Genomic DNA, 26,309 nt, shown 5'->3' with positions numbered 1-26,309 from the left:
GCAATGCGGCCGCCCGCAGCGGGCGGTCCGGCGGCGGTCACAGCTCCGCCGGACATTGGAACTCCGTCAGGGCCGGCAGGTAGAAGGGGTTCAGTGCTGTGTCGATCTTCAGCTGGTAACCGACGGAGCGCCCGCCGATCGGATAGCGCAGGTCGATGACGTCGCCGCGCTTCTGGGGCGATCCGGCGGCGATCATGCGCATCAGCGCCCAGGGTCCGACCTTCTTGACGAAGTACTGCCGGCCCTCGAGCGGCGGCATGATGTGCACCATCACCTCGCCGCCGCCGTTGCCCGGCCATTCGAAGGTCCGCGACTGGCTGCTGGAAAAGCCCTGCCTATAGGTCTGAAGGATCTCGTCGTTGACGGTGAGGAGGGCATACTGGGCGTCGCCGTCGAGGGCCGTCTGCTCGACGCGCAGCGCCACCTTCGGCGCCGTGCCGCCCTGCGGGAAGAACGCGTCGCGGATCGTCGCCGCGCGCTGGAAATTCGCCAGCGCCGCGGGCGACAGGGTGCGGCCGAGCGGCGTGTCGTCGCGCCAGCGCCAGGTCTTGCCGCTGAGGTCGGCATAGGGCGCGAGCTTCTGCTGGAAGAAGCGGTCGATGATCCCGTCCGGCGAGAACAGCCGGGCGAACTCGTCGATCGAAACGTCGCTGGCGCTGCCGCGATCGAAGGGATAGCGGCCTTGGACGATGCGCCGGCAGTCGCGGGTGACGCGGCCCTGCAGGTCCTGCACGAGCTCGGCCTTGGAGGCGTCGACCGCCCCGCCCTCGATGTCGTTGACGGCGGACTGCACCATGCGCGCCACCGGCTCGGGCAGCCGCGAGACGGTCGAGCGGAGCGCGCCGACATAGCCCTGCATGGCGGTCTCGCCCTGGCCGACGAAGGCCGGGTTCTGCTCCATGGTGACGAGGGTACGGTGCACCTCCTCGAAGTTCTTGCGCAAGGCGTCGATCGGCCGGCTGCCGCGCTCTCCGTCGACGAGCTGCTGATAGGCGCGGAACCGGCTCTCGATGCTGCGGCCGGAAAGGAGTTCCGCCGGGTCGGGGGCGGCCGCGCTGCCGAGGAAGCCACCCACCCGGCTCTGCGACTTGCGCACCGCGATGTCTAGGCCGATGCGGGCAAGGCCCGGCAGCCGGTCGCTCACCCGCGACGTGACGGCGGCGACGAGTTCGCCGGCGACCGAGGGCTCGGAGCGCGCGGCGACCGGCGGCCGGTCGCCGCCTTCCTCCTCCTTCGTCAGCCTAGTTTCGCGGGCGGCCTCCTCGACGAGGACGACCAGCGGCGAGGTCGGGGCGCCGAGCGCCCCGAGGGCCGCGTAATAGGGCTTGTCGGCTCCCATCGGCTGGAGCTCGAGATTGCCGAGCATTCCCTCCCAGGCAGCGACGAAGTCGCGGGCATAGCGTTCGAGGAGTTCCGGCCCGAGGCCGGCGAACTGCGCCTCGATCGCCGTCTGGTCGCCATAGTCGCCGAGCACCCAGCGGTTTTCCTCGAAGCGCCGCGCGGCCTGCGAGAGGCGGTCGAGAAACACCTGGTGGAAGCCCGCATAGGTATAGAGCATCGGGATGCGCACACCTTCGAGGGGCGTGCCATCCCTCGTGCGGAACACCGTCTCGGCGTCCTGGGGGATGCGCTCGACGAGCACGAAGTCCGGATAGGCCGCGGTGCGCGCGCCCTCGCCGGACTGGATCGCGGCATAGACCTGGTCGGCGATGGTCATGCGCGCCAGGATCTTGCGGGCGTTCTCGATGAGATCGGCATTGACGCCGAAGGGCGGAGGCCGCCGCGCCGACAGGTCGAGCATCGCCGCGACGTGGCGGTCGAGGACGTCGATCAGCCGCTGGCCCTCGCGGCCGATGAAGACGTCCTGCCAGAGCGTGCGCCGCAGCCAGTCGCGCACGAAGCGCTCGTCGGTCTTCGTCGCCTGGCCGCCCAGCATCAGATAGACCTTCAGCGCGTCGAAGAGCGACATGGCGTCGTTGGCGGCGACGAGCGAGGCGAGCCGCTGTTCGACGTCGATCAGCATGCGCGAGCGCAGCATCCGGTCGAGCCCGGCCCGGTAGCCCGCCTCCGCGGCCGAGACGAGTTCCGGCCGCACGCTGAGGCCGAAGCCTTCGCCGATCGGCGCCGGCCGGTCGCGGTTCTCGTAGCCGACCTGCATCGTCCTCAGGATGTCGAGCGCGCTCGCCGGCTGCGCGACGTCGGTGTCGGCGATCCGGTCCGCGGCGAGATCGCCGCCGGCGGCCTCGTTGAAGCGCCGCACGTCGGCGCGGGTCTCGGCAACGAGCGCCTCGTTGCTCAGATAGCTGAAGCCCCAGAGCCCCGCGAGAACGAGGGCCGCGAGGGCGATCGCCGAATAGGCGCCGTAGCGCACGGCGATGCCGCGCGCGACCGCGGCACGGTCGTGGGAGACGAGGCCGGCCTCGGCGAAGATCACCTTCTTCAGGAGGTCGTGCAGGAAGAAGCTCCGGCCGGTGCCGGACATCATGCGGCCCGCGGCGCGGCGGTCGGCGGGCGAGGCCGCCATCGCACCGAGGAGCTGGTCGATCGGCGTGCCCTCCTGCGTGCCGGAGGTGAAGTAGAAGCCCCGAAGGCTCGCCCGCGCCCTGTAGCGGGTCAGCTCGAAGATGCGGCCGAGCATGCCGAGGACCCTTTCCCGCAGCATCGCGAACTGGGCCGGAAAGCCGTAGACGGCGATCCGCGACTGGCCGTCCGGTTCCTCGTGCAGCCGGTCCGTCAGCTCCTCCGTCAGCCGCCGCACCAGGGCATCGAACTCTTCCGGCACCTTGTCGAGCAGCGAAGCGTCGCGCCGGCCGCTCTGCACCGTCGCGCCCCACACCTTCTGCCGCCGGGCGCGGGTGAAACTGCCGAAATAGTCGGAAAAGCCGGCGACGAGGTCGGCCTTGGTGAACAGGACGTAGACGGGAAAGTCGACCTTCAGCTCGCGGTGCAGCTCGGTCAGCCGCTCGCGGATGGCGGCGGCGAACGCCTCCTTCGTTTCCGCCGAAAGGGTGATGAGATCCTCGAGGCTGATGGCGACGACGACGCCGTTGATCGGCTGGCGGGGGCGCGTCGCCTTCAACAGCGCGAGAAAGTCGAGCCAGCTCCGCGCATCGGCCTTCGCATCGGAATCCTGGGTGGTGTAGCGGCCGGCGGTATCGATCAGCACCGCATCTTCGGTGAACCAGAAATCGCAGTAGCGCGTGCCGCCCACCCCGGCGACGGCCGCCGGCCCGCCGGGCCCGGCCAGCGGGAATTCGAGGCCGGAATTGACCAGCGCCGTGGTCTTGCCGGAACCGGGCGGGCCGATCACCAGATACCAGGGAAGCTCGTAGAGGAAGGTGCTCCTGCCGCTCGACTTCCGCAGCACGGCGATCGCCTCGGCCATGCGATCGGAGAGCACCGCGCCGTCGCCGGTGATCGCCTCGCCCCCCTCTTCGGTCAGCGCCGCCTCGAGCGCCCGCTCGCGGCGGCGGCGGCGATAGTGGCGGATGCCGTAGAAGAGGCCGGCAGCGAGTGCGGCGAGACCGATCAGCGCCAGCCGGGCGGAGGCGGGCCCGAGCGGCCTCACCTCGGCGACGGCGAGGAACGGCCCGGCGAGCCAGACAACCGCGGCGAAGGCGAGAAGGCCGAAGCCGACGAGGGCGGGGCGCAGAAAGCGGGTCACGGCCGTGCCTCCTGGCCCGCCCCGGCGAGGCTTTCCTCCCGCGGGATGGCGATCTCGACCCGCCGGTTGCGGGCCCTGCCCTCCTTCGTCGCATTGTCGGCGATCGGCTCGTCGGCGCCGCGCCCGGCGACGACGATGCGCGCCGGGTCGGCAAGGCCCGCGGCGAGCACCGCCTCGACGGATTTCGCCCGGGCGAGCGACAGGTCCTGGTTCGACTTGAACCGGCCGAAGCCGCTCATCCGGACGTTGTCGGTGTGGCCGGTGACGAAGATCTGGCCGGGCTCGCGGTCGAGCGCGGCGGCGATCTCGCCGCCGAGCTTTCGGAACGGCGCCGTCACGTCGGCGCTGCCGCTGTCGAAGAGCAGCGAGGAATCGACGCGCACGGTGATGCTGTCGCCGACCGCAACGACGTCGACGCCGCCGCCGTCGGCCTTTCCCGCCAGCGCGGCGCGGATGCGCTCGAGCTGCGAGGTCTCCGGCGGCCGCGGCGCCACCACCTCGGCCGTCGGCGGCCGGGCGAGCGCGGGGGGCGGCACGGCGTTCAGCGCCGTGAGCTCCTCCGCCACCGCCTCGGCATCGCCGGCAAGGAGGATGCGCAGGGTGAAGAACAGGCCGACGAGGGCGACGGCGGCAAGGCTCGCCACCACCCAGACCGGCACGGCGCCCTTCAGCGCCCGGGCCGCGATCGCCTGGCCCTGCCAGCGCGGCGAGATGTCGTCGTCGGGCCGCGCCCTGACGCGGCGCAGCGCCTCGTAGACCTGCCGCCGCTCGTTGGAAAGGCCGGCGTCGCCGCCATGGCCGGTGCGGTACTTGCCGACGAAGCCGAGCGACAGGCAGGCGTGGTAGAGTTCGAGGAGGTCGTATTCCGCAGCTGGATTGGCGAGAATGTCGCGCAGCACCTCGAAGAACTCGACGCCGGAATCGCGCGCCCCGAAGAAGCGTGCGAGCATCGGGTATTTCAGCCACTCCTCCCGCTCCCGGCTCGGCAGGTTCTGGACGATGTCGTCGGCGGTGGCGCACAGGGCGTACTGGCCGCGCTTGGCGTCGTCGGCGGAATAGCCGCCGGCGGCCGCCTTCCTGGCGAAGCCGTCGATCTCGCCGATGACGTGGTTCATCAGCGGCGAGGCCTCCATCTCGACGACGCCGAGCCGCAGCCGGCCGATCAGGATGAGCAGCGGCGCGGCGGCGTCGAGCAGCGGATTGGCGCTCGCCATGCGCTCGCCCTCGCGCGCGCCGATCACTGCGGCGAGCGGGATCTTCTGGACGGGCGGCGGCTGGGGAGGCTGTCTCGCCGGGTTCTCGGGAAAGAAGTCGCGGGCGTCGGCGCCGGCCCGCGGCGCCTGCCAGCCGCCGAGCGGCTCGCCGGTCCTTGCCCAGGCAGGCGGATTGCCGGCGCCGGCCTCGCCGTCCCGGCCGCCGGGATCGCCGCGCACCGGCCGCGCCCAGTCGTCCTGGAGCGGCGCGGGCCGCGGTGGCTCTCCGCGCCCCTGCCGGGGGATCCCGCCCGGCCCCGGCCGGATGACCGTCCGGCCTCCCCATCCGTCCCCGGAGCCGCTCATCAATAGCCCTCCCGGATCGCCCAGAGTTCCATCGAAAGCTCGGGCCAGTCGGCCGAGACCTGGATGCCGATGCCGCTGGCGACCGAGAATTCCCGCCAGAGGGGCGTCTGCTTGTCGAAGTAGAAATACACCCGGTCGGAATAGGTGCGGATCTGCCTGGGCGGCGTCGGCATGTGGACGAGCTGCACGCCGGGCAGATGCGTCTGCACGATCTCGTTCATCCGGGTGTTGGGACCGATCTTGCAGAGATGGGGAAACTTCTCGCGGATCGCCGCCGGCGGCCTGGCGGCGGCGACTTCGAGCACCAGCGTCGCGTCGCGGAACACGTTGCGGTCCCGGATGTGGTGGACGAACTGGTTGCTCCCCCGCGCCTCGAGGTCGAGGCGGACGGGCCGGCCGACGTCGATGGCGAGAAGCCGCTGGATGTCGTCGAGCACCGGCTCGAAGGTCGCCTTGAGATCGTCCTGGTCGTAGGGGCGGTAGGGCCTGGCGCAGCGCTCGGTGGAAAAGGTGGCGAGTTCGCCGGCGAGCGCGACGAGTTCGCGGTAGAGTTCGACCGGATGGGTGTAGCGCGAGCCGGCGAGATGCCGCAGCCCGCCGATCGCGCGGTTCAGCATCTGCAGCCTGAGATAGTCGATGTTCAGCATGCCGCCGCGCGACGAGGGATCGGCGGCGATGCGGGCGAGCAGCGCCAGATGGGTGTCGATCCAGCCGATGGCCCGTTCGGCGAAGCCGGCGGCGACGCGGCTCGCATGCAGCGTCAGCACCGGCGGCGCAAATCCCTGGTCGAAGACGATCGTCCGGTCGCGCACCTCGAGGATCCGGGCGACCTTCAGCGAGAAGAAGCCCGGTTTCGGCGTCTCGCGGATGTCGAAGGAAAGCCGCGGATGGGCGACCTCGATCGCCTCTTCCGCGGGGGAGGCTGCGGCCGAATCGACCACCGTCTGGAGTTCGCGGACGTAGCGGCTGGCGCTTCCCGCCTCGGCCATGTCGAGTTCGCGGCCGTCGACGAGGGCGGCCGGCAGCGACAGCCAGGCAAAGAGGTTGCCGGCGTCCTCCTTGACGTCGACCGGGCCGGGCAGCGGGCTGACGCCCGGCATGTCGAAGGGCGTTCCGTCCGGCATGATTCCCGAGGCGCGGCGCAGACCGAACTTCGACTGCTGGGCGAGGTCTGGATCAATCTCCAGCTCGGCAAAGCCCCATGGATAGGGCGTGAGGTGCCGGACGCGGCAGTCGATCAGCTTTTCCAGATAGCGGTCGCTCTGCTGCAGGTGATGCTGCCGCAGGAAGAGCCCCTCCGTCCAGGCGACCTTGCTGTACCAGGACATCTGCGCGTGCGCCGCCCCCGAATTGCACTAAATGGTAGCAGACCATTGGTTATATGCAAATCAGTGGTTGTCAACAGCCATCCGGGCGCACTCGTCCCGCCCGCGCGCTCCCCGCCGCCCCGGAGCGACCGGCAGGCGGCCTTGTCGCGGCCGCCGGGCAAGCCGCCGGCAAAGCATCGATTGTCAGCCGCGGAGCGAATTGTTATTTTCCCGCCATGACCGGATGTCACACAGCATGGCCGCGGGCGCGGGGGCGCGTCAGGCTGCCGACCAGCGAGGGCTTCGCCAAGCTCTCCGACCATGCGCGCCTGCCCGGCCGATTCTTCTACCGGATGACGGTGGCCGGGGGCAGATAGGCGGCCGCCGCCGTGGCGCGGCAGAGGCCGCCCCGCCCGTCCGCTTTCCTCATTTCTGCGACAATTCTTGCGGCCGGCGTCCAGGCGACGCGTCGGAGCCGCCGCCTTCGGGAGACAACCAATGACCGATGCCAGCCAGAAACCGCGCACCATCTACGACAAGATCTGGGACGCCCATCTCGTCGAGAACCAGGAGGGCGGCTCCTCGCTGATCTACATCGACCGCCACCTCGTCCACGAGGTCACGAGCCCGCAGGCCTTCGAGGGCCTGCGCCTCGCCGGCCGCAAGGTTCATCAGCCGTCCCGCACCCTCGCCGTCGTCGACCACAACGTGCCGACCACGGCGGACCGGGTGAACGGCATCAAGAACGAGGAAAGCCGCATCCAGGTCGAGGCGCTGGCGAAGAACGCGAGCGACTTCGGCATCGAATATTTCGACGCCGCCGACAACCGGCAGGGCATCGTCCACGTGATCGGCCCCGAGCAGGGCTTCACCCTGCCCGGCATGACCATCGTCTGCGGCGACAGCCACACCTCGACCCACGGCGCCTTCGGGGCGCTCGCCCACGGCATCGGCACGTCGGAGGTCGAGCACGTCCTCGCCACCCAGACGCTGATCCAGGCGAAGGGCAAGAACATGCTGGTCGAGGTCGACGGGCCGATCCCCGAGGGCGTCACGGCCAAGGACATCATCCTCGCCATCATCGGCGAGATCGGCACCGCCGGGGGCACCGGCTTCGTCATCGAATATGCCGGCGAGGCGATTCGGCAGTTGTCGATGGAAGGCCGGATGACCGTCTGCAACATGTCGATCGAGGCCGGGGCGCGGGCCGGGCTGATCGCCCCGGACGAGACGACCTTCGCCTATGTGAAGGACAAGCCGCGCGCGCCGAAGGGGGAAGAGTTCGAGCGGGCCGTCGCCTACTGGAGGACGCTCGTCTCGGATCCCGGCGCCCATTACGACAAGGTGGTGCGGCTCGACGCCCGCGCCCTGCCGCCGATCGTCACCTGGGGCTCGTCCCCCGAGGACGTCACGACCATCGACGGCGTGGTGCCGGATCCGGCCGCCATCGCCGACGAGAACAAGCGCAGGTCGAAGGAGCGGGCGCTTGAATATATGGGCCTCACCCCCGGCACCAGGATGACCGACATCACCATCGACAAGGTGTTCCTCGGCTCCTGCACCAACAGCCGGATCGAGGATCTGCGGGCCGCCGCGAAGATCGTCGAGGGCCGCAAGGTGGCCGAAACCGTCTCGGCGATGGTCGTGCCCGGCTCGGGCCTCGTCAAGCTGCAGGCCGAGGCCGAGGGCCTCGACCAGATCTTCAAGGACGCCGGCTTCGAATGGCGCGAGGCCGGCTGCTCCATGTGCCTCGGCATGAACGAGGATCGCCTCGCCCCCTATGAGCGCTGCGCCTCGACCTCGAACCGCAATTTCGAGGGCCGCCAGGGCTCGAAGGGCCGCACCCACCTCGTCTCGCCGACCATGGCGGCGGCGGCAGCGATCGCCGGCCGCTTCGTCGACGTGCGGGAGTTCGGCAGGGCGAAGGCGCTGGAGCCGGCGGAGTAGGCATGCGCATCGTCCGGATAAGGCTGAAGAATTTCAAGGTCTTCCAAGACGTCACGTTGAAAGATGTCGAGCCTTACGCGGTCTTTGTCGGAAAAAACGGCGTCGGTAAATCGACGCTGTTCGACGTGTTCGGTTTTCTTCGCGACTGTCTTAAGGAAAACGTCCGCCCGGCCCTGCAGAAGAGGGGCGGATTTCGCGAGGTGGTGAGCCGGGGACATCGCGATGAGCCGATCGTGATCGAACTGGGATTGCGGATGGAACTTGAAGGTATTGGCGAGAGAATCGTCACCTATCTTCTCGCGATCGCCGAAGACAAGGGAATGCCGATCGTCGCGAAGGAGGTACTGAAATACACCCAGTACCAAGGCGGCAAGCCGTTCGAATTCATTCACTTCGAGAACGGTGCCGGCTCGGCGATCACGAACGAAGTCGAAATCGTCTCAGGCCAAGGGGAGAGGCGAGAGGATCAGAAGCTCGATTCCCCGGACATCCTTGCCATCAAAGGCCTAGGCCAATTCCAGCGCTTCGAGGCGGCGAGCGCATTTCGCAGCCTGATCGAAAATTGGCACGTGTCGGATTTTCATGTCCAGGCCGCACGCGCGACGCGCGACGCCGGCTATGCCGAGCACCTTTCGCCAGAGGGAGACAACCTCGCCCTCGTGACGCAGTATCTGTACGAACAGAACAAGCCGGTCCTCAACAAAATCCTTGGCATCATGCGCGATCGGGTACCGGGCGTCGCGCAAGTGGAATCACGGCAGATGGACGACGGACGTGTCGTCCTGCGCTTCCAGGACGGCTCTTTCAAAGATCCTTTCGTCGCCCGTTTCGTCTCCGACGGCACGATCAAGATGTTCGCCTACCTCGTGCTCCTGCATGATCCGACTCCCCACCCGCTGCTCTGCGTCGAGGAGCCTGAGAATCAGCTTTATCCCGAGCTCCTCCAAGAGCTTTCGGAAGAGTTCGAAGGCTACTCTCGGCGCGGAGGTCAGGTCTTCGTCTCAACGCACTCGCCGGATTTCCTCAACGCTGTCGATCTGAAAAGCATCTATGTCCTTCAAAAGATCGGCGGCCTCACCCAGGTGCGCCGTGCCTCCGACGACGTCAACCTTCGGGCGTTCGTCGAAGCCGGCGACAAGCCCGGCGAACTTTGGCGCCAGAACTGGTTGACGCAGGTCTTTGCCAAGTGACGCGCGGCATCGTCTTTCTGGAGGAGCGATCGGCTTTCCATCTCGCCGAAGCGGTCGCGGCGAGGCTCGGTCTCGCCGATCAGCTTCTTTTCATTCCGCATGACGGCAAGGCAGACCTCATGCGTAGCGCACCGCGGAAGATTGAGGCTTGGCGGCATCCCGCCGACGTCCGGTTCGTGATTGCGCGAGACAACGACGGCAGCGACTGCGCCGACCTCAAATTGAAACTGCTCGCGCAAATTCCCCGGCCGTTCCATGATCGCACCAAGGTGCGGTTGGTCATGCAAGAACTGGAGTCCTGGTATCTCGGCGATCCGTCAGCTCTGGTCGCCGCCGGCTATCTGGATCCGAGGATGGCCGAAAGTCACGGGCGAAAACGCAAATATGCGGAGCCTGACCGGCTCACAAACGCCAAACAAGAATTCGCAAGATGGGTCGGCGCGAAAGGCAAGATCGCCGCCGCGCAGTCGATCGGCCCTCATCTCGACGAGAAGCGAGGCCGGTCGACGAGCTTCAGGCATTTCGTCGAAGCCCTGACATGGGCGGCGGCCGAGCGAGCCTAAGCTCTCCATCAGAGAGGGCCCTACCCCACCAGCGCCCCGTGCCCGGCGACCACCCGCGAGGCCAGCCGATGCCCCGCCAGCGCCGCATCTGCGGGGCCGGCGCCGCCGAGCCTTGCGGCGAGATAGGCGGCGTTGAAGCTGTCGCCTGCCCCCGTCGTGTCGACGACCGCGGCCGGCGCGATGCAGGGCACGGCCGCAAGCTCCGCGCCGCCGCCGGACGAGACCAGCGCCTCGCCGCCACCGTCCTTGACCACCACCTCGCTTGCGCCGAGCGCGTGATAGCGCGCCGCCGTGTGCTCGGGCGAGACATCGCCGAAGGTCGCGCGCTCGTCGTCGAAACTCGGCAGGAGATGCGTCGAGACCCGCGCCGCCGCCTCGACCCAGTGCCGGGCGGTGTCCATCCCCGCCGGCCACAGCCGCGGGCGGACGTTCGGATCGAAGGCGACCGTCTTGCCGCGCCTCTTCGCCGCCGAAAGGTGATCGAGCAGCCGCCGACGGTCGGGATCGGCGAGGATCGCCAGGGTGATGCCGGAGAAATAGAACGCCTCGCCGGTCTCGAGCACCGCCGCAAGATGGCCGGCATCGGCCGCGAGCTGCTTTGCCGCGGCCATGTCGCGCCAGTAGGAGAAGGATCGTTCGCCGTCCTTCAGGTGGATCATGTAGAGGCCGGGCGCAGCACCGGGAATGCGCCGCACGGTATCGGTGTCGATGCCGGCCGAGGCGAAGAAGGCGAGCATTCTTTCGGACATCGTGTCGTCGGCGCCGAGCGCCGTCAGATAGGCGCCGCGCCAGCCTGCCGGCGCCTGCCTGACGAAATGCCACAGGGTGTTGAAGGTGTCGCCGGCAAAGCCCTGGCGGTAGAGCCCCTCCCCGGCATTGGCGAGTTCCACCATGCACTCGCCGATGGCGACGAGACGATGCGCTGGTTCATTCTGCAAGAAGGTCGCTCCGAAACGTCCGAATCCCGACTGTCGGAGGCCATGCCTACAGCATCGACCGAAGAATCGGAATTTTGGAAACGCGGGACGTCTCGGCTCGACGGCATGGAGCGTCCTGCGGGCGGCCTCGGGAACGAGGATTCAGCAGCGGATGTAGGGACGGTACACCCAGCCGAGTTCCCGCAGCCCGCCTCCCGCGGCGTCGGCGACATAGGCCCAGGGGCGGCCGCCCGGATAGTCCCGCAGGACGTAAACGACGTGGCCGTCGACGAGGCTGCCGATGATCTTGCCGGAATTGCCGGGCGAGGCCCGGACGTTGAGCGGCGTGTCGGAGGGATCGGCGACGACGCAGCGCGGCCTGCCGGCGGTGGGGGCCGGCCGGCGGGCGGCTGCGGCCCTGGCTTCGGCCGCCGCCCGCGCCTCGGCGGCGCGGCCTTCGGCCTCCTCGCGGTCGCGGCGCTCGTTCGCAAGGCGCTTCTCGACCTCCTCCAGCCGCGCCCGGTAGTCCGCCTCCAGCTGGTCGCGCAGTGCGGCTTCGCGCTGGGCCAGCTCGGCCTCGGCCTCGGCGCTCTTCTGGCGCAGCACCGCCCGGTCGCGCGCCGCCTTCAGGCCGATCTCGTGGCGCAGGCTGCCGGCAAATTCCGCCAGACACACGTCCAGCCGCGCCGTCGCGGCCGGAGGCTGCAGCGCGTCGGCCTCCGCGCCGCAGGCGGCGGCGATCGAATCGAGCAGAAGATCGGCCTGGCGCCGCTCCTCGGCGCAGACGGGGTTGGCGGCGACGAATTCCCGCAGCGCAGCGACGGAGCCGGCCACCCGCGCCGCCTCGAAGCCGCCCGGGCAGGCTGCGGCCGGATCGGGCGCCGGGGCGGCGTCGGTCGCGGCCGCCTCGTCCGCTGCCTCGGATTTTCCACCCGCGGCGGCGGTCTCGACGGGCTTGGGCAGGCAGGCGTCGACCTCGGCTCGCGGCACGACGACGCGGTAGCTGTAGCGGCCGATATTCGCCCCGTTGGAATGCCGCGCCGAAACGTCGAGCTTCAGGACGGCGAGATTGGCGGTGGCGCCGTCCGGCGCGGCGGCCTGTTCGTCTGGCGCCGGGGCGACGTCGATTTCGAGGAACACGCCCTCGAAAGCGGGGCTGCCGGCCGCCGCGCCGGGATCGGAGAGACGGCGCAGCAGCGGCCAGGTGGTCGCGCCGATGGTGGCGTTGATACGGCTCTGCCGGTCGCCCGAGAGTTCGGTGTAGGCGCTGTTGAAGGTGTCGTCGATGGTGTCGGCCAGCCGGCATCCCGGCGCGTCCGCGTCGGCAGTGATGCGGTAGGCGAGCGGCAGCGACGGGTCCTTCAGTAGCTGGTGCTGCTGCAGGCGGGTGATCGCCTTCAGCGAGGCCTCGCGCAGCGCGCCGTCGACGTCGTAGAACTCGCGGCTCGAAAAGGTGTCGGAGAGTTCGGCCGTGCCGAGACGGTTGAGGTCGAGGGTGAGCGTCGGCCCGGTCTCGGTGGCGCAGATCTGGCCGGTCTCGGGGTCGAGGATGGTCAGGCCGAGATAGAGCCGCAGGATCTCCGGCAGCCGGCGCTCCGGCTCGACGGTGAGAAACATGTCTGAGCCGAAGAAGTCGCGCAGCGCCTCGGCGCTGCCGGCCGAGCTCGCCCGCTGCGGCAGGATGCCCTCGACCATCTGGCGGTAGGCGCGGCCGAGCCGCGGCGTGTACTTGCCGGGGATCGCGTCGACGATCAGGCTGTTGAGGTCGCGGCGCCGGCCGCTGCCGATCCGCGGCTCGTCCTCGGCGATGCCGATGAAGGTGATCGCCCGGTTCTTCAGCCGGTCGATGCAGGCGGCCGTGGCGGTGCGGCTTTCGAGCCCGTAGAGCCAGCGCTCGATGTCGCCCTGCCAGGCCTGGACGTGCTGCTGGGCAGCAGCCGGCAACGACGGGAGAAGGACGCCGAGGCAGATCGACAGGACGAGCGGCAGACGCATGGCGACCTCGCGGAGGGCGTTCGAACGGTGCCATTCGTCATTATCCCCGACCTGCCCTAAGGGCAATTCTCTTCGTAGCGGCCGGGTATGCGTCGACAGGGCTCAGCCCCGCCGTTCGAGACAGCGGCGATAGGCCCGCGCGCCGTCGCGCTCGGCGCTCTGGCGGGTCAGCGCCCTCACCCCGAAGCCGTCCTCGCCTCGGTCGACATTGTTCTCGTAGGAATTCGCGGCGGTCTGGCGGGCATAGCGGCGGCAGAATTCCGGCGTGCCCGGCCGGTAGGGATTGGCCGAGACCCGCGCACCGACGAAAGGCGAACCGTTGGGATAGGGCGTGCCGGCGTTGCAGGCGGAAAGTCCCGCGGTGAGGAGGGCGGCAAGAGCGAGGGTCGGATGTCGCATCGAAAGATCCTTCGGGAGGGCGCGTCGTCGCGCGTGTCGGTTGCCGCCGAATCTGCGGTGGCGGCACGAAAAACAAAGCGCGATCAACCGGATGTGTCCCGCGCCCCGGATCGGACCGCGCTCCGGCCCGCCCGCCGGTGGCCGCTGCGGAAGGCTTTCCTCGCCCGGCGCTCCCTTCCGCTTCGCCCCGCAGGTTCCCACATCCTTTGGCGGTCCCGCGGCTGCGCCGGCGCCTTTTGCGGCCGAAAGGCAAGGGGCGCCGGAATGGTTTGACGGCGCGAAACTTTCCGGTGCATCTCGAACCATGCGGACACGCGAAATCTTCTTCCAGCCGCCCGAAGTCGCTGCCGAAAAGCTGCGGCCGTCGGGCATGCTCGCCTTCCTCGACAGCGCCATGGCGCACCCTTCGCTCGGCCGCTACTCCTATGTCGCGGCAGATCCCTTCGCCGTCTTTTCCGTCGACGCCGGCGGGGCGATACTCGACGGCGAGCGCCTGCCCGGCCCGCCCTTGGAAGCGCTGAAACAGGTGCTCGGCCGGTTCGCCTGCGAGACGGTGCCCGGCCTGCCGCCGTTCCAGGGCGGCGCGATGGGGATGATCGCCTACGACTTCGCGCATCATCTCGAACGGCTGGCGATGCCGACCGACTTCGACCCGGCGAAGCCGACGCTCCGCCTCGGCCTCTACGATGCCGTCGTCGCCTTCGACCGCGTCGCGGAACGGGCGGTCGTCATGTCGTCCGGCCATCCGGCAGCGGACGGGAGCGCCAGGGAGGCGCGCGCCGAGGCCCGGCTCGACGCCTTGACCGAACGGCTCGCCGCCCCGCTCGAAGCCTCGCTGGCGGACGTGCCGCTGCCGCGCGGGGTCGACTGGCGGTCGAACTTCTTCGCCCCCGCCTACGCGGCCGGCATCGAGCGCGTGCGCGAATACATCCTCGACGGCGACATCTTCCAGGCCAACATCGCCCAGACCTTCCGCACCCGCCTGCCGGACGGCTTCGACCCCTTCGCGCTCTATCTCCGCCTGCGGCGCACCAACGCCGCGCCGTTCGGCTGCTTCTTCGACTTCGGCGACCTTCAGATCGCCTCGTCCTCGCCCGAGCGCTTCCTCAGCCTTTCCGGCGACCTGGTCGAGGCGCGGCCGATCAAGGGCACGGCGAAGCGCTCGAAGGACCCGGCCGAGGACGCCCGGCTCGCTGAGGGCCTCCTCGCCTCGGAGAAGGACCGGGCAGAGAACGTCATGATCGTCGATCTCCTGCGCAACGACCTCGCGCGGGTCTGCGAACCGGATTCCGTCGAAGTCCCGGTGCTCTGCGGCCTCGAATCCTACGCCGCCGTGCACCACCTCGTCTCGGTCGTCACCGGCCGGCTCGCCGCCGGCCACGGCGCGGCGGATCTCGTCGCCGCCGCCTTTCCCGGCGGATCGATCACCGGCGCCCCGAAGATCCGGGCGATGGAGATCATCGCCGAGATCGAGCGGACGGCGCGCGGCGCCTATTGCGGCTCGCTCGGCTATATCGGCTTCGACGGTGCGATGGACCTCAACATCGCCATCAGGACCGTCAGCTTCGAGAACGGCGCGGCGCGGCTTGCCGCCGGGGGCGGCATCACCGTCCTCTCCGATCCCGCAGCCGAATACGAGGAGACCTTCACCAAGGCGACGCGGGTCTTCGCCGCCTTTGCGGAGGACGGCGCGTGAAGGTCCTCGTCGTCGACAACTACGACAGCTTCGTCTTCAACGTCGCGCGCTACTTCGTCCGGCACGGCGCGACGGCGAAGGTTCTGCGCAACGACGCGGTGAGCGTTACTTCCGTCACCGCCTCGCCGCCCGATGCCATCGTCGTCTCGCCCGGCCCCTGCGCGCCGCGCGACGCCGGCATCTCGCTCGATCTGGTGCGCCAGCTTTCCGGCCGCGTGCCGATCCTCGGCGTCTGCCTCGGCCACCAGGTGATCGGCGAAGCCTTCGGCGGAACCGTCCGGCGGGCGATCCGGCCGATGCACGGCCGGGCCTCGCCGCTCCGCCACGCCGGGCGGCAGGTCTTCGAAGGGCTGCCCGACGGGCTGAGCGTCGGGCGCTACCATTCGCTGATCGTCGAGGAAACGCCGGCGATGCTCGAGGCGCTGTCTGTCGACGCCCGCTCTCCCGAGGGCGAGATCATGGCCCTCTCGCACCGGGCGCATCCGACATACGGCGTGCAGTTCCATCCCGAATCGATCCTCACCGAGGAAGGCGATCGGATGATCGGCAATTTCCTCGCTCTCGCCCGGGCCTTCCATGACCGCCGCGACTGACGCCGAGGCGGTCTTCGTCGCCGGCGCGTTCCGGCCCGCCGAAGGCGCGATCCATGCGGCCGACCGCGGCCTGCTGCTCGCCGACGGCGTCTTCGACACCGCGCTCGTCCTCGGTGGCGTCGTCTTCCGCGGCGAGGACCATCTTTCGCGGCTCACCGCGGCCTGCGCGGATCTCGCGATCCCCGTCGGGCGCGCCGAACTCGCGCCTGCCATGGCGGCGCTTGCCGGCCGCTGCGGCGACGGCTCGATCCGGCTCACCGTCACCCGCGGCCCCGGCCCGCGCGGCCTTGCGCTTCCAGAGTCGCCGCGCCCGACCATCCTCGGCAGCGTCGCGCCGCTCGCCCCGCAGATGATGTTTCGTCCGGTCTCGCTCGCGACGACGGCGATCCGGCGCAACGAGACCTCGCCGACCGCCCGCTGCAAGTCCCTCGCCTATCTCGACGCCGTCCTCGCGCTGCGGGAAGCCAAGGCCCGCGGCAGCGACGACGCGCTGTTCCTCAACACGAGCGGGCGGCTCGCCTCGACGGCGCTCGCCAATCTCTTCGTCGCGGACGGCGACCGCCTGCTGACCCCGAGGCTTTCCGAAGGCGTCCTTCCCGGCATCATGCGCAAATGGCTGATCGACAACGCCGCCGGCTGCAAAATTTCGGTCGAGGAGACCGAGATCGCTCCGGATCTTCCGCCGGGCTGCGCTCTGTTCGCCACCAACAGCCTGCGGCTCCTCGCGCCCGTCACGCGCCTCGACGGGGCGCCGCTGCCCGGCTCCGCCGCCGCCGCAAGGCTCGCCCGCGCCCTCTGCGAGGCGATCGCGGCGGAATGCGGCCGGGATCCGCGCGATTTCGGAGCGAGCCTTTCCGGCCTCACTCCGATTGGCTGATCGGGCGGTTTCGGTGCGCACCGCGTTCCGTGGGACGGACAACTGATACGAGATCCGCTCGATCAGAGCGAGGCTCGTATCAAGCCCGCGCATCGTGCCGGCCGGCGAGTGCGTGCGATCGTCAGGCCGACGCCTTCGCCGAGCCCCCGGCGACCAGCCAGGCCGGATCGAACCAGGTGTCCGCCTCGCCGTCATAGGGCAGCGTGTTGATGTCCCAGTGCCGGACGAAGGGCGCATAGGCCGTCCAGACAGCCGGGCCGCCGCCGACATAGACCACCCGGTCGCCGAACCGCGCCAGCACCTCTTTCGGGTCGTCCTTCGAGCGGATGGTGACGATCGTCCGGTCGCGCCGCGCGAAGTCCGGGAAGGAGGCGACGGTCTTCGGGCCGGCGATCAGGACATGGCCGCGGGTGAGGTCGAAGAACCGCTCGACATCCTCGAGGAAGGCCCGCTCGTCGCGGTCCTCCCACGGCATGCCGCCGTTCAGGCCGAGCTGGCCGCTGCGCCCGATCGCGCAGATCACCCTGACATCCGCCACGCTTCCACTCCTTCGCTTGCGAGAATGACAGAGGCGCGGTTCCATTTGATGGAACGACACGCGCTGTCGTTTCATTTTCACCATAACGGCTGGACATGCGTTCATCGGCCGCGTGCCGGCCGGCCCCTATCCGTGCTCGGCTATCGCGGCAACGCCCCTGCTGGTCAACGGCAGAGGGGCACAGCCGGGGAAAAACCCGCGCCCGAAGACGTCACAACTGGGGTAAATGGGGAACGATTCGTAAAGCAGTTAAATGATCGAGGCTCGTACTTGGCTACATAAGCCGGGAACAGATTCTCACCGAGACGACCGTGAAAAACACCAGCATGCTGAACAAGTCGCCGCCAGGACTCGTGCCCTCGCTACTGTCGATCGCCAAATCGACACGGGCGTTCCTGACGATTCTGCTCGCCGAGATCGAGCTTCACCCGGGTCAGGACCAGTTGCTCGACCGGCTGGAAGTCGAAAGCCCCGTCAACGTCTCGACCCTTGCCGATCTGCTCGCGGTTCGGCCTTCGACGGTCTCCAAGATGCTCGACCGGCTGATCGAACGGGGCCTCGTCTCGCGTTCGGCCAACGCCCGCGACGCCCGCCGCACCATGGTCCACCTGACCCCTGCCGGGCTCGAAGCGCAAGGCAAGGTGCGGGAGATCTGGCTGAAGCTCGAGGCCGATCTCACCTCGGCGCTCGGCGAGGAGGAGATCGCGATCCTCGACAACTCGCTGCATCGCGCCGACGACATCCTCAGCCAGCGGCTGCGCCGGCTGCGCTGAACGCTGCCGGCGACCGGTCGCGAAATCCCCGCGGCCGACTTCGATTCCGCCAGGCGCTCCCTATCTTCCGCCGGAACGGACACCGGATCTGTGGGCGGACCATTGGACGAGGCGGCAAAACACACGATCGAAAGCGACGGCATGACCGTCGCCATCCTCTCCCTCGGAGCGTCGATCACCTCGATCACGCCGCGTGGCGCCGGCCATTCGATGGTGCTCGGCCTGCCGGACGAAGGCTACGGGGCCGCCAACCGCTCCTATCTCGGCGCCAGCGTCGGCCGCTACGCCAACCGCATCGCCGCCGGGCGGTTCGATCTGGGTGGCCGGTCCTTCTCTCTGCCGGTCAATGACGGGCCCAACCATCTTCACGGCGGCCCCGGCGGCTTTTCGTCCCGGAACTGGTCGACCGTCGAGGCGACGGCCTCCCGCCTGGTGCTGGCGCTCACCTCCGAAGACGGCGACGAGGGCTATCCCGGCACGCTGCGCGCCACGGCGACCTTCACCGTCTTCGACGGCGACACGCTGGAAATCGCCTATCAGGCGGTCACCGACCGGCCGACCGTCGCGAACCTCACCTCGCACCTTTATTTCAACCTGAGCGGCGGCGGCGACATTCTCGACCATGTGCTGAGCGTTGCGGCCGGCCACTATCTGCCCGTCGGGCCGACGACGCTGCCGACGGGCGAGATCGCGGCGGTCGGCGGCCGGCCGTTCGACTTCCGCAACGGCCGGCGGCTTGCCGCCCGCCCGCCGGGCCTCGACCACAACTTCTGCCTTGCCTCGCACCGCAGCACGGACCTCCGGCCGGCGGCCCGGCTGGAAGCCGACAGGAGCGGCTGGGCGGTCGAACTCACCACCACGGAACCGGGGCTCCAGGTCTATGACGGACACAAGTTCGACGGCTCGCAGCGTGACGCAACCGGGCGGCCGCTCGAGACCCTCGCGGGCCTCGCCCTCGAACCGCAGATCTGGCCCGACGCCCCGAACCGGCCGGGCTTTCCCTCCGCCCTCCTTCTTCCCGGCGAGACCTATTGCGCCGTCTCGCGCTACCGGTTCATCGACCGTTCATGATCCGCGGTGCATGGTCCGCGCCGCTCACCAAGCGAGGTGGAAGGCCGGCGGGAATATTTTTTATGTTGCGACGCAACACCGCTGTTCAACCGCCTCGTTTGTGGCTAGGCTAACCGCCGATCTTCGTCCTGAAACAAACTCCAAAATCAGAAGTTTGCCGTGAAACGTCCGCGTCTCGAGTCGCGCCGCTCCGCCCTGAAGCTCGGCCTGGTCGCCGCCTGTGGCGCGGCCCTTCCGCTGCGATACCGCGGCCATGGCTCGGCTTTCGCACAGGAGGCGCAACCGGCACAGGACGGCGGTGCACCAAGCATCGGGACCGAGGCGAAGCCGTTCGACTTCGATGCGCTCTCCGCCGCCATGCAGGAGCGTGCGAAGGAAGACTACAAGGCGCCGGAATCGACACTGCCGGACGTCGTCGCCAATCTCAGCTACGACCAGCATCGGGCCATCCGCTTCCGCCCGGAACAGGCGCTCTGGCGCGCCGAGCCCGGTGAATTCCACCTGCAGGCGTTCTATCCCGGCTGGGTGTTCAAGGACACGACGAAGATCTTCATCGGCACGGGCGGCGTCTATCGCCAGCACGTCTTCGACGCGTCGGACTTCGAATACCGGCCGCCGCTCGATCCGTCGGCCTTCCAGTCCCTGAAGCTCGACGGCGTCGCGGGTTTCCGCATCCACGCCCCGCTGCAGCGGCCCGATTATTTCGACGAGCTGGTGACCTTCCTCGGCGCCAGCTACTTCCGGGCGCTCGGCACCGGCACGCGCTACGGGCTCTCGGCCCGCGGCCTCGCGATCAACACCGCGACGTCGGAGACCGAGGAGTTCCCGCGCTTTACGGCCTTCTACATCGACCAGCCGCAGCCGGCGGACGGCTCGATCCGCATCATGGCCGAGCTGCACAGCCAGAGCCTGACGGGCGCCTACCTCTTCGTCATCACCCCCGGCCACACCACGACGATCGACACGACCTGCCGGCTCTATCCGCGCACCGACATCACGCGCCTCGGCATCGCGCCGCTGACCTCGATGTACTTCTTCGGCGAGAACGACCATTCCGACCACGACGATTTCAGGCCGGAGGTGCACGACAGCGACGGTCTCTACGTCGTGCGGGCGAACGGCGAGGAACTCTGGCGCCCGCTGAAGAACCCGCAGACCCTGGCGCTCTCCTACCTGCAGGAGAGCAGCCCGCGCGCCTTCGGCCTTCTGCAGCGCGACCGCGATTTCAGCCACTACGAGGACGCCGAGGCGCGCTACGACGTGCGGCCTTCGCTGTTGATCGAGACTATCGGGAACTGGGGCAACGGCACGATCGAACTCGTCGAGATCCCGACGGATTCGGAGGTCAACGACAACATCGTCGCCTTCTGGGTGCCCGAAGCCAAGGTGACGGCGGGCACGCCGCTCGAATTCCGCTACAACATGCGCTGGGGCCTGGCGACGCAGGACCCGACCTTGATGGCACGGGTGGCGGGTACCTATGTCGGGGTCGGCGGCAACGCCGCCGAGGCCAAGGACAACCCGACGAGCCGGCGCTTTGCGATCAACTTTTCCGGTGGGACGATCCAGAATCTGCCGGCCGACGCGAAGCTCGAACCGCAGGTCGACGTGCCCTCGAATGCCCGCCTCCTCGACAGCAGCCTGTCGCGCCTGCCCGACGGCGGATGGCGGCTGTCGCTCGAGATCGAACGCGAAGATTCCCAGCCGGTCGAACTTCGCGTGAAACTTTCTATGCTGCAGCGCATTGTAAGCGAAACGTGGCTTTATCAGTGGACCAGTACGTCATGACGACGCTCCCAAACGATCATACCGTACGCGACGACATCAACTTCGGTGCCATCATCGGCAGGGCTGACCTTTCCGACGAGGTCGTGGTCGATGCCGTAAAGGGGCGCCTCGCCTCCCGTGACCGCTCGTGCGAAGAGGCCGACGCGCTTCTCGCCGCGGCGATTGCGGGCGAGGCGGAAGCCGTTGCCTTCCTGCGCACGGTGCCGGTGCCGGCACCGATCATGCGCTTGGCGATGCCGACGCAGGAACTCACCCGCTCCTCGCAGCGTCGCGGCTTCGCGCTGCCTGCAATCCGCTTTTCCTGGAATCGCAGCTGAGGCCGGCGGCCCCGCCGTCGTCTTCGCTGCTCCGCCGCCGGCTTCTGGCCGCGGCGCGACCGGGCACTATGTCCTTCCGATCGACCTTGGCCGGGTGATCCGTTCGCCCGGCCGTTCCGATCGTTGCCGCACGGCCCGATCGGCGCCGTTGGCCTGTCGCCGGTGAGTGATGCTGATGATGGCGTTTCGACGACTGTTCTTCGTGCTGGCTGCCGTCGCGCTCGCGATCGTCGCGGCGTGGCTGTTCTTCGTCGTCGTCACCGTAAACGGCATCACCAATCTGCACTTCGTCCAGATCGGCCTGCTGCTGATCTGCTGCATGTGGCTGTCCTGGGGGTTCAACACCGCCGTCGCCGGCATGCTGCGGCGCGACCGCCCCCCCTCAACCGAGCGCCGCCCTTCCTTTCCGGCACGGCGCACCGCCGTGCTGATGCCGGTCTACAACGAGGACGTCACGGCGGTCTTCGCCCGCGTCGCGGCGATGTATGAAGAGCTTCGCAGGACGGCGGAATTTTCCCGCTACGACTTCTACATCCTATCCGACTCGACCCGTCAGGCCAACGTCGCCGAGGAGCGGCGGGTCTACGACATCCTCGTCGCCGAACTGTCGGCGGCCGGGCGGCTCTACTACCGCCACCGCGACCAGAATGTCGGCCGCAAGGCCGGCAACATCGCCGACTTCGTGACCAATAACGGCGGCGCCTACGAATACATGCTGATTCTCGACGCCGACAGCCTGATGCGGGCCGAGACGATCGTCGAGATGGTCGGCCGGATGGACGACGATCCGGAACTCGCGCTGCTCCAGAGCCAGCCGCTGATCATCGGTCGCCGCACGCCCTTCGGCCGGGCGCTGCAATTCTCCGCGGCACTGTTCTCGCCGATCTTCTCGCGCGGCATCGCCGCGCTGCAGGGCCGCGAAGGTCCGTTCTGGGGCCACAACGCCGTCATCCGCGTCCGTGCCTTCGCCTCGAGCTGCGGCCTGCCTTCGCTGCCGGGAAGGCCGCCCTTCGGCGGCCACATCCTCAGCCACGACTATGTCGAGGCGGCGCTGCTCGCCCGGGCCGGCCACAAGGTCCGGGTCGATCCGGATCTCGAAGGCTCGTTCGAGGAGGCGCCCTCGAACATCATCGAATATGCCAAGCGCGACCGGCGCTGGTGCCAGGGCAACCTGCAGCATGCGCGGCTCCTGGCGGCGCCGGGCCTCAAGACCTGGAGCCGGATTTCGCTCGTCGCCGGCATCATGGCCTATCTCGCCTCGCCGATCTGGCTGATGTTTTTGATCGTCAGCCTGCTCGATCCGGTGCTGGCGCCGGAGCCGAACTACTTCCCGGCCGGCTCGCTGTTCCCGGTGTTTCCGCAGCCGGAGACCACCAAGGCGCTGCTTCTCCTCTTCGGCATCTTCGTGCTGCTGCTTTTGCCGAAGACGCTGATCGCCTTCGGCTCGGCCTTCACCGCGAGGCGCCGGGAGTTCGGCGGCACCGGGCTGGTGCTCGCAGGCGCGGCCGTGGAGCTCGTGCTGACCAGCATCCTCGCGCCGATCATGATGATGTTCCAGTCGAAGGCGGTCTACGAGATTCTCATCGGCGCCGACGCCGGATGGCCCTCGACCGACCGCGACGACGACTACATGCCGGTCGCCGTCGCCTTCCGCGCATCCTGGTGGATGGTCCTCAGCGGTGCCATCGTCCTCTACGCGACCTACACCTTCGCGCCGGACCTGATCCTCTGGACGCTGCCGATCGCCATTCCGCTCGTCGCCGCCCCGCTGATGATCAGCCTGACCGGCAATCCGCGGCTCGGAGACTTCCTGCGCAGAACCGGCCTGTTCACCACGCCCTTCGAGGCCGAGCCCGAAGCGGTCATCCGGTCGAGCGCCAGATGGCGCGACCGCCTCGTCAGTTTCGAACCTGCCAGCCGCCCGCGGAGCGCCGCCATCGAGCGCTCCGAGGGACTGCCCGATCCCGCGTGAACGATAAGAAAAAAAGACAATGAACATCGCAGTATCGCAGCGCAGCCAGTCGGGTCGCGATCATCGCGTCGACTTCTGGCGGGGCATCGCCCTGGTGATGATCTTCATCAATCACATCCCGGGCAATCTCTACGAAAACTTCACCTCGCGGAACTTCGGCTTCTCGGACGCGGCCGAACTCTTCGTCTTCCTCGCCGGATTCGCCTCGGCCTTCGCCTATGGCCGCCTGTTCTTCGGCGGGCATCGGCTGGTCGCGACGCTGAAGGCCTGGCGGCGTGCCGGCGTCCTCGTGCTCGTCCAGTTCATGCTGGTGACGGTCGCGGTCGGCATCTACTGCTGGGGCGCGCTGGCGCTCGGCCGCGGAGAGATTCTCACCCGCATCGGCTTCCAGCAGTTCATCTCCGCCCCCATCGAGACGATGGTCGGCATCGCGACCATGACCCACCAGTTCGGCTATGTGAACATCCTGCCGATGTACGCCGTGCTGCTCTTCATGCTGCCGGTCCTGCTCGCCCTCGCGCGCATCAGCCTCAACGTGATGCTGGCCGTCTCCGCGACGGTGTGGCTTCTCGCCTATGTCTTCGCGATCGACCTGCCGAACTATCCGCTTCCCGGCGGTTGGTTCTTCAATCCGATCTCCTGGCAGCTGGTCTTCGCCATCGGCCTTTATTGCGGCTTCCGGCGCATGGAGCGCGGCTTTGCCGTCGCCTGCCGGCCCTGGCTGGTCGGGCTTGCCGCGGCCTACTGCATCGTCGCCTTCCTGACGGTCCGGCTGGATCTGTGGTCCTGGTGGGGGAGCCTGCCCTTCCCGGTGCTCCTCACCGGCTTCGACAAGACCTATGTCAGCCTGCCGCGGCTGCTGCACGTCCTCGCCGCGATCTACCTCTTCGCCAATGCCGCACCGACGTCGGTGTTTTCGAGAATCGGCCGCGACAATCCCTTCGCGATGCTCGGGCGGCACTCGCTGCCGATCTTCGCCGCCGGAACGGTGATGTCGCTGTTCGGCCAGGTGGTGAAATACGGCCAGACGCCGCATCTTCTCGCCGACACGCTGATGATATGCGGCGGCATCGCGATCATGTTCGTTTTCGCCCGCTACCTGGAATGGTGGGCCTCGGCCCAGAAGGCCGCGCTCGGGCCCGTAGCGGGGCGTGCGATCGACCCGACCAGGGCGAATCGCCCGGCCGGCGCCGAGGCAGCCGGCGGGAGCCGGCGAGCGGGCGCCGCGCTGGGGGAACCCGCGCGGGCGCGGGGCTGAAACCGGCGACGTGACGCTGCGCCGCCCGCCCCTCCCATTCGCCTAACACCGCCGGGACATTGCCGAATTTTCCCTGCGCCGGCCGCCGACGCCGAGGGCGGTATCAGACCTTTGAATCAATCGCGGCCATATTGTGATCTTACGAAATCCCGCTAAAGTCGCGCGGCTGTAGCTCTTGAGTGGGGAGGAAACGATATGACGGCAGATGCTGCCATGGCATCGAAAGGCGGCTGGCTTACGCGCGAGCGAACAATCGCGGAGCCTGGATTCAATCGCTGGATGGTGCCGCCCGCGGCACTGTGCGTTCATCTGTGCATCGGCGAAGTCTATGCATTCTCGGTCTTCAACAAGCCGCTGAGCCTCCTGCATTCGACGGTGGGCGCCGACGGCGTCAAGGTTCCCGGCGCCGACGACTGGTCGATCCCGTCGCTCGGGTGGATCTTCTCCATCGCCATCCTGTTCCTCGGCCTCGCGGCCGCCTTCGGCGGCGCCTGGGTCGAGAAGGTCGGCCCGCGCAAGACCATGGCGGCGGCGGCGGCGCTGTTCGGCGGCGGCTTCCTCGTCGCGGCTCTCGGCGTCTCGTGGCACCAGCTCTGGCTGGTCTATCTCGGCTACGGCGTCCTCGGCGGCTGCGGCCTCGGCCTCGGCTACATCTCGCCGGTGAAGACGCTGATGAGCTGGTTCCCGGATCGCCCCGGCATGGCGACCGGCATGGCGATCATGGGTTTCGGCGGCGGCGCCTTCATCGCCTCGCCGCTCTCGGTGTGGCTGATGGGGATCGGCGGCGTCGCCTTCGCCTTCGTCGTGCTCGGCATCGTCTACTTCGTCTACATGATGGTCGGCGCGACCATCGTGCGGACCCCGCCGAAGGGCTGGCTGCCGGCCGGCTACGTCCCGCCGAAGCAGTCGAAGGGCCTGATCACCACCGCCAACGTCCATGTCGACCAGGCGCTGAAGACCAGGCAGTTCTGGCTGCTCTGGGGCGTCCTGTTCCTCAACGTGACCGCCGGAATCGGCGTGCTGGGCCAGGCCTCGCTGATGAGCCAGGAAATGTTCCCGGGCCTGATCACCGCGGCGGCGGCCTCCGGCTTCGTCGGCCTGCTGTCGCTGTTCAACATGGGCGGCCGGTTCTTCTGGGCCTCGACCTCGGACTATATCGGCCGCAAGAACACCTACACGGTCTTCTTCCTGCTCGGCATCGTCCTCTACGCCCTGGTGCCGACCACCGGCCAGATGGGATCGATCGTCCTCTTCGTCCTGTTCTACGGCATCATCCTGTCGATGTATGGCGGCGGCTTCGCCACCATTCCGGCCTATCTGAAGGATGTCTTCGGCAACCAGTATGTCGGGGCGATCCACGGGCGGCTGCTGACGGCCTGGTCGGCCGCCGGCATCGTCGGCCCGTCGCTCGTCAACTACATCCGCGACTACCAGATCAACGCCGGCGTGCCGAAGGCCGACGCCTATACCGTCACCATGTACATCATGGCGGGTCTCCTGGCGGTCGGCTTCGTCCTGAACTTCCTGATGTCGCCGGTCGACGAGCGTCATCACATGGAAGCCGAGGCGGCACCGAGCCGGGCCTGAGGGAGGAAAATCGACATGGCGAACAACGCATCCGGCACCAGCAACGCCAAGCTCTACCTGGCCTGGGCCTTCGTCGGCATCCCCCTCGCCTGGGGGATCGTGATGACGCTGATCAACGCGCTCGCTCTGTTCCAGTAGAGGCGACCGGCTGGCGCCAAAGCGGCGGCCCTTTGCCGGCATTCGACAAGCAAAAAAGGGTGGCTTCGTTCACCGCGGCCGCCCTTTAGCATGTCCGAGGTGTTGGGTCTCACTGTCCCGGCGATCCAGCGTCATCAGCGGACGCGGGCGTGAAGTGCTC

At 68.4% G+C, this 26,309-nt stretch carries 21 protein-coding genes; 14 read left to right on the top strand and 7 right to left on the bottom strand.

The window, feature by feature from the left end; genetic code table 11:
• Nucleotides 1–37: 37 nt before the first annotated feature.
• The 3 genes from tssM to tssK are packed head-to-tail and all read right to left on the bottom strand — an operon-like array spanning nucleotide 38 to nucleotide 6,551.
• Complete coding sequence (gene tssM / locus J1C47_RS11975) at nucleotides 38–3,664, bottom strand: type VI secretion system membrane subunit TssM (RefSeq protein ID WP_207350994.1); 3,627 nt, start codon at nucleotides 3,662–3,664, stop codon at nucleotides 38–40.
• A complete protein-coding gene (icmH, locus tag J1C47_RS11970; RefSeq protein WP_207350993.1) occupies nucleotides 3,661–5,223 on the bottom strand; it encodes a type IVB secretion system protein IcmH/DotU in 1,563 nt (520 codons plus the stop codon). Before icmH ends, tssM begins: the two co-directional genes overlap by 4 nt.
• Nucleotides 5,223–6,551, bottom strand: coding sequence for a type VI secretion system baseplate subunit TssK (tssK, locus tag J1C47_RS11965; RefSeq protein ID WP_207350992.1), 1,329 nt, complete (start codon nucleotides 6,549–6,551; stop codon nucleotides 5,223–5,225). Before tssK ends, icmH begins: the two co-directional genes overlap by 1 nt.
• A 477-nt stretch (nucleotides 6,552–7,028) precedes the next feature.
• Here tssK and leuC point away from each other — a divergent pair, with 477 nt between their 5' ends.
• The 3 genes from leuC to J1C47_RS11950 are packed head-to-tail and all read left to right on the top strand — an operon-like array spanning nucleotide 7,029 to nucleotide 10,230.
• Nucleotides 7,029–8,477, top strand: a complete 1,449-nt coding sequence (gene leuC, locus J1C47_RS11960) for a 3-isopropylmalate dehydratase large subunit (protein ID WP_207350991.1) — start codon at nucleotides 7,029–7,031, stop codon at nucleotides 8,475–8,477.
• A gap of 2 nt (nucleotides 8,478–8,479) precedes the next feature.
• Nucleotides 8,480–9,667, top strand: coding sequence for an AAA family ATPase (locus J1C47_RS11955; RefSeq protein WP_207350990.1), 1,188 nt, complete (start codon nucleotides 8,480–8,482; stop codon nucleotides 9,665–9,667).
• Entirely contained in the window at nucleotides 9,664–10,230 is a 567-nt protein-coding gene (locus J1C47_RS11950) for a DUF4276 family protein (protein ID WP_207350989.1), read from the top strand. Before J1C47_RS11955 ends, J1C47_RS11950 begins: the two co-directional genes overlap by 4 nt.
• A 20-nt stretch (nucleotides 10,231–10,250) precedes the next feature.
• On the opposite strand, the gene J1C47_RS11945 is transcribed toward J1C47_RS11950, so the two are convergent.
• From J1C47_RS11945 to J1C47_RS11935, 3 genes are all read right to left on the bottom strand, one after another.
• Nucleotides 10,251–11,168 carry a sugar kinase gene (locus tag J1C47_RS11945; RefSeq protein WP_281065512.1) on the bottom strand — a complete coding sequence of 306 codons (918 nt, stop codon included), beginning with the start codon at nucleotides 11,166–11,168 and terminating at the stop codon, nucleotides 10,251–10,253.
• Nucleotides 11,169–11,309: 141 nt separating this feature from the next.
• A complete protein-coding gene (locus J1C47_RS11940) occupies nucleotides 11,310–13,142 on the bottom strand; it encodes an SH3 domain-containing protein (protein WP_207350988.1) in 1,833 nt (610 codons plus the stop codon).
• A gap of 102 nt (nucleotides 13,143–13,244) precedes the next feature.
• Nucleotides 13,245–13,541, bottom strand: a complete 297-nt coding sequence (locus J1C47_RS11935) for a hypothetical protein (RefSeq protein ID WP_207350987.1) — start codon at nucleotides 13,539–13,541, stop codon at nucleotides 13,245–13,247.
• A gap of 304 nt (nucleotides 13,542–13,845) precedes the next feature.
• Between J1C47_RS11935 and pabB the strand changes: the two genes are divergently transcribed.
• The 3 genes from pabB to J1C47_RS11920 are packed head-to-tail and all read left to right on the top strand — an operon-like array spanning nucleotide 13,846 to nucleotide 16,707.
• Complete coding sequence (pabB, locus tag J1C47_RS23725) at nucleotides 13,846–15,237, top strand: aminodeoxychorismate synthase component I (RefSeq protein ID WP_207350986.1); 1,392 nt, start codon at nucleotides 13,846–13,848, stop codon at nucleotides 15,235–15,237.
• A complete protein-coding gene (locus tag J1C47_RS11925; RefSeq protein ID WP_207350985.1) occupies nucleotides 15,234–15,830 on the top strand; it encodes a glutamine amidotransferase-related protein in 597 nt (198 codons plus the stop codon). The genes pabB and J1C47_RS11925 overlap by 4 nt, the downstream gene beginning before the upstream one ends.
• The gene (locus J1C47_RS11920; protein ID WP_207350984.1) at nucleotides 15,814–16,707 is read left to right on the top strand and encodes an aminotransferase class IV; all 894 of its coding nucleotides are present in this window, start codon (nucleotides 15,814–15,816) and stop codon (nucleotides 16,705–16,707) included. The genes J1C47_RS11925 and J1C47_RS11920 overlap by 17 nt, the downstream gene beginning before the upstream one ends.
• Before the next feature lie 121 nt (nucleotides 16,708–16,828).
• On the opposite strand, the gene J1C47_RS11915 is transcribed toward J1C47_RS11920, so the two are convergent.
• On the bottom strand, nucleotides 16,829–17,245 hold the full coding sequence (locus J1C47_RS11915) for a dihydrofolate reductase (protein ID WP_207350983.1): 417 nt from the start codon (nucleotides 17,243–17,245) through the stop codon (nucleotides 16,829–16,831).
• Nucleotides 17,246–17,556: 311 nt separating this feature from the next.
• Between J1C47_RS11915 and J1C47_RS11910 the strand changes: the two genes are divergently transcribed.
• The 8 genes from J1C47_RS11910 to J1C47_RS24005 all read left to right on the top strand — a co-directional run bounded on the left by J1C47_RS11910 (nucleotide 17,557) and on the right by J1C47_RS24005 (nucleotide 26,149).
• Nucleotides 17,557–18,018, top strand: coding sequence for a MarR family winged helix-turn-helix transcriptional regulator (locus J1C47_RS11910; protein ID WP_342591971.1), 462 nt, complete (start codon nucleotides 17,557–17,559; stop codon nucleotides 18,016–18,018).
• Between the two features lie 90 nt (nucleotides 18,019–18,108).
• Nucleotides 18,109–19,089, top strand: coding sequence for a galactose-1-epimerase (locus tag J1C47_RS11905; protein WP_207350982.1), 981 nt, complete (start codon nucleotides 18,109–18,111; stop codon nucleotides 19,087–19,089).
• A gap of 159 nt (nucleotides 19,090–19,248) precedes the next feature.
• Nucleotides 19,249–20,877 carry an OpgD/OpgG family glucan biosynthesis protein gene (locus J1C47_RS11900; protein ID WP_342591970.1) on the top strand — a complete coding sequence of 543 codons (1,629 nt, stop codon included), beginning with the start codon at nucleotides 19,249–19,251 and terminating at the stop codon, nucleotides 20,875–20,877.
• Nucleotides 20,874–21,194, top strand: coding sequence for a hypothetical protein (locus tag J1C47_RS11895; RefSeq protein ID WP_207350981.1), 321 nt, complete (start codon nucleotides 20,874–20,876; stop codon nucleotides 21,192–21,194). Before J1C47_RS11900 ends, J1C47_RS11895 begins: the two co-directional genes overlap by 4 nt.
• A gap of 175 nt (nucleotides 21,195–21,369) precedes the next feature.
• Nucleotides 21,370–23,166: a glucans biosynthesis glucosyltransferase MdoH gene (gene mdoH / locus J1C47_RS11890; RefSeq protein ID WP_207350980.1), complete on the top strand. Its 1,797-nt coding sequence runs from the start codon at nucleotides 21,370–21,372 to the stop codon at nucleotides 23,164–23,166.
• Nucleotides 23,167–23,185: 19 nt separating this feature from the next.
• Nucleotides 23,186–24,424, top strand: coding sequence for an OpgC family protein (locus tag J1C47_RS11885; RefSeq protein ID WP_207350979.1), 1,239 nt, complete (start codon nucleotides 23,186–23,188; stop codon nucleotides 24,422–24,424).
• Nucleotides 24,425–24,703: 279 nt separating this feature from the next.
• Entirely contained in the window at nucleotides 24,704–26,011 is a 1,308-nt protein-coding gene (locus tag J1C47_RS11880) for an L-lactate MFS transporter (RefSeq protein ID WP_425354557.1), read from the top strand.
• Nucleotides 26,012–26,026: 15 nt separating this feature from the next.
• Nucleotides 26,027–26,149, top strand: coding sequence for an MFS transporter small subunit (locus J1C47_RS24005; RefSeq protein WP_281065511.1), 123 nt, complete (start codon nucleotides 26,027–26,029; stop codon nucleotides 26,147–26,149).
• Nucleotides 26,150–26,309: the final 160 nt, after the last annotated feature.

Origin of the sequence: Jiella sonneratiae, from assembly GCF_017353515.1 — a bacterium.
In the GTDB taxonomy this organism is placed as follows: Bacteria; Pseudomonadota; Alphaproteobacteria; order Rhizobiales; family Rhizobiaceae; genus Jiella; species Jiella sonneratiae.
Note: the sequence above shows the minus strand (reverse complement) of the source record. Positions and strands in the feature narration are given on the sequence as shown.

Bases quoted from the DNA above. Each gene is read 5' to 3' on its own strand.
- icmH (WP_207350993.1), bottom strand. From the start codon at position 5,223: ATGAGCGGCTCCGGGGACGGATGGGGAGGCCGGACGGTCATCCGGCCG.
- tssK (WP_207350992.1), bottom strand. From the start codon at position 6,551: ATGTCCTGGTACAGCAAGGTCGCCTGGACGGAGGGGCTCTTCCTGCGG.
- leuC (WP_207350991.1), top strand. From the start codon at position 7,029: ATGACCGATGCCAGCCAGAAACCGCGCACCATCTACGACAAGATCTGG.
- J1C47_RS11955 (WP_207350990.1), top strand. From the start codon at position 8,480: ATGCGCATCGTCCGGATAAGGCTGAAGAATTTCAAGGTCTTCCAAGAC.
- J1C47_RS11940 (WP_207350988.1), bottom strand. From the start codon at position 13,142: ATGCGTCTGCCGCTCGTCCTGTCGATCTGCCTCGGCGTCCTTCTCCCG.
- J1C47_RS11935 (WP_207350987.1), bottom strand. From the start codon at position 13,541: ATGCGACATCCGACCCTCGCTCTTGCCGCCCTCCTCACCGCGGGACTT.
- pabB (WP_207350986.1), top strand. From the start codon at position 13,846: ATGCGGACACGCGAAATCTTCTTCCAGCCGCCCGAAGTCGCTGCCGAA.
- J1C47_RS11920 (WP_207350984.1), top strand. From the start codon at position 15,814: ATGACCGCCGCGACTGACGCCGAGGCGGTCTTCGTCGCCGGCGCGTTC.
- J1C47_RS11895 (WP_207350981.1), top strand. From the start codon at position 20,874: ATGACGACGCTCCCAAACGATCATACCGTACGCGACGACATCAACTTC.
- mdoH (WP_207350980.1), top strand. From the start codon at position 21,370: ATGATGGCGTTTCGACGACTGTTCTTCGTGCTGGCTGCCGTCGCGCTC.
- J1C47_RS11885 (WP_207350979.1), top strand. From the start codon at position 23,186: ATGAACATCGCAGTATCGCAGCGCAGCCAGTCGGGTCGCGATCATCGC.
- J1C47_RS11880 (WP_425354557.1), top strand. From the start codon at position 24,704: ATGGTGCCGCCCGCGGCACTGTGCGTTCATCTGTGCATCGGCGAAGTC.
- J1C47_RS24005 (WP_281065511.1), top strand. From the start codon at position 26,027: ATGGCGAACAACGCATCCGGCACCAGCAACGCCAAGCTCTACCTGGCC.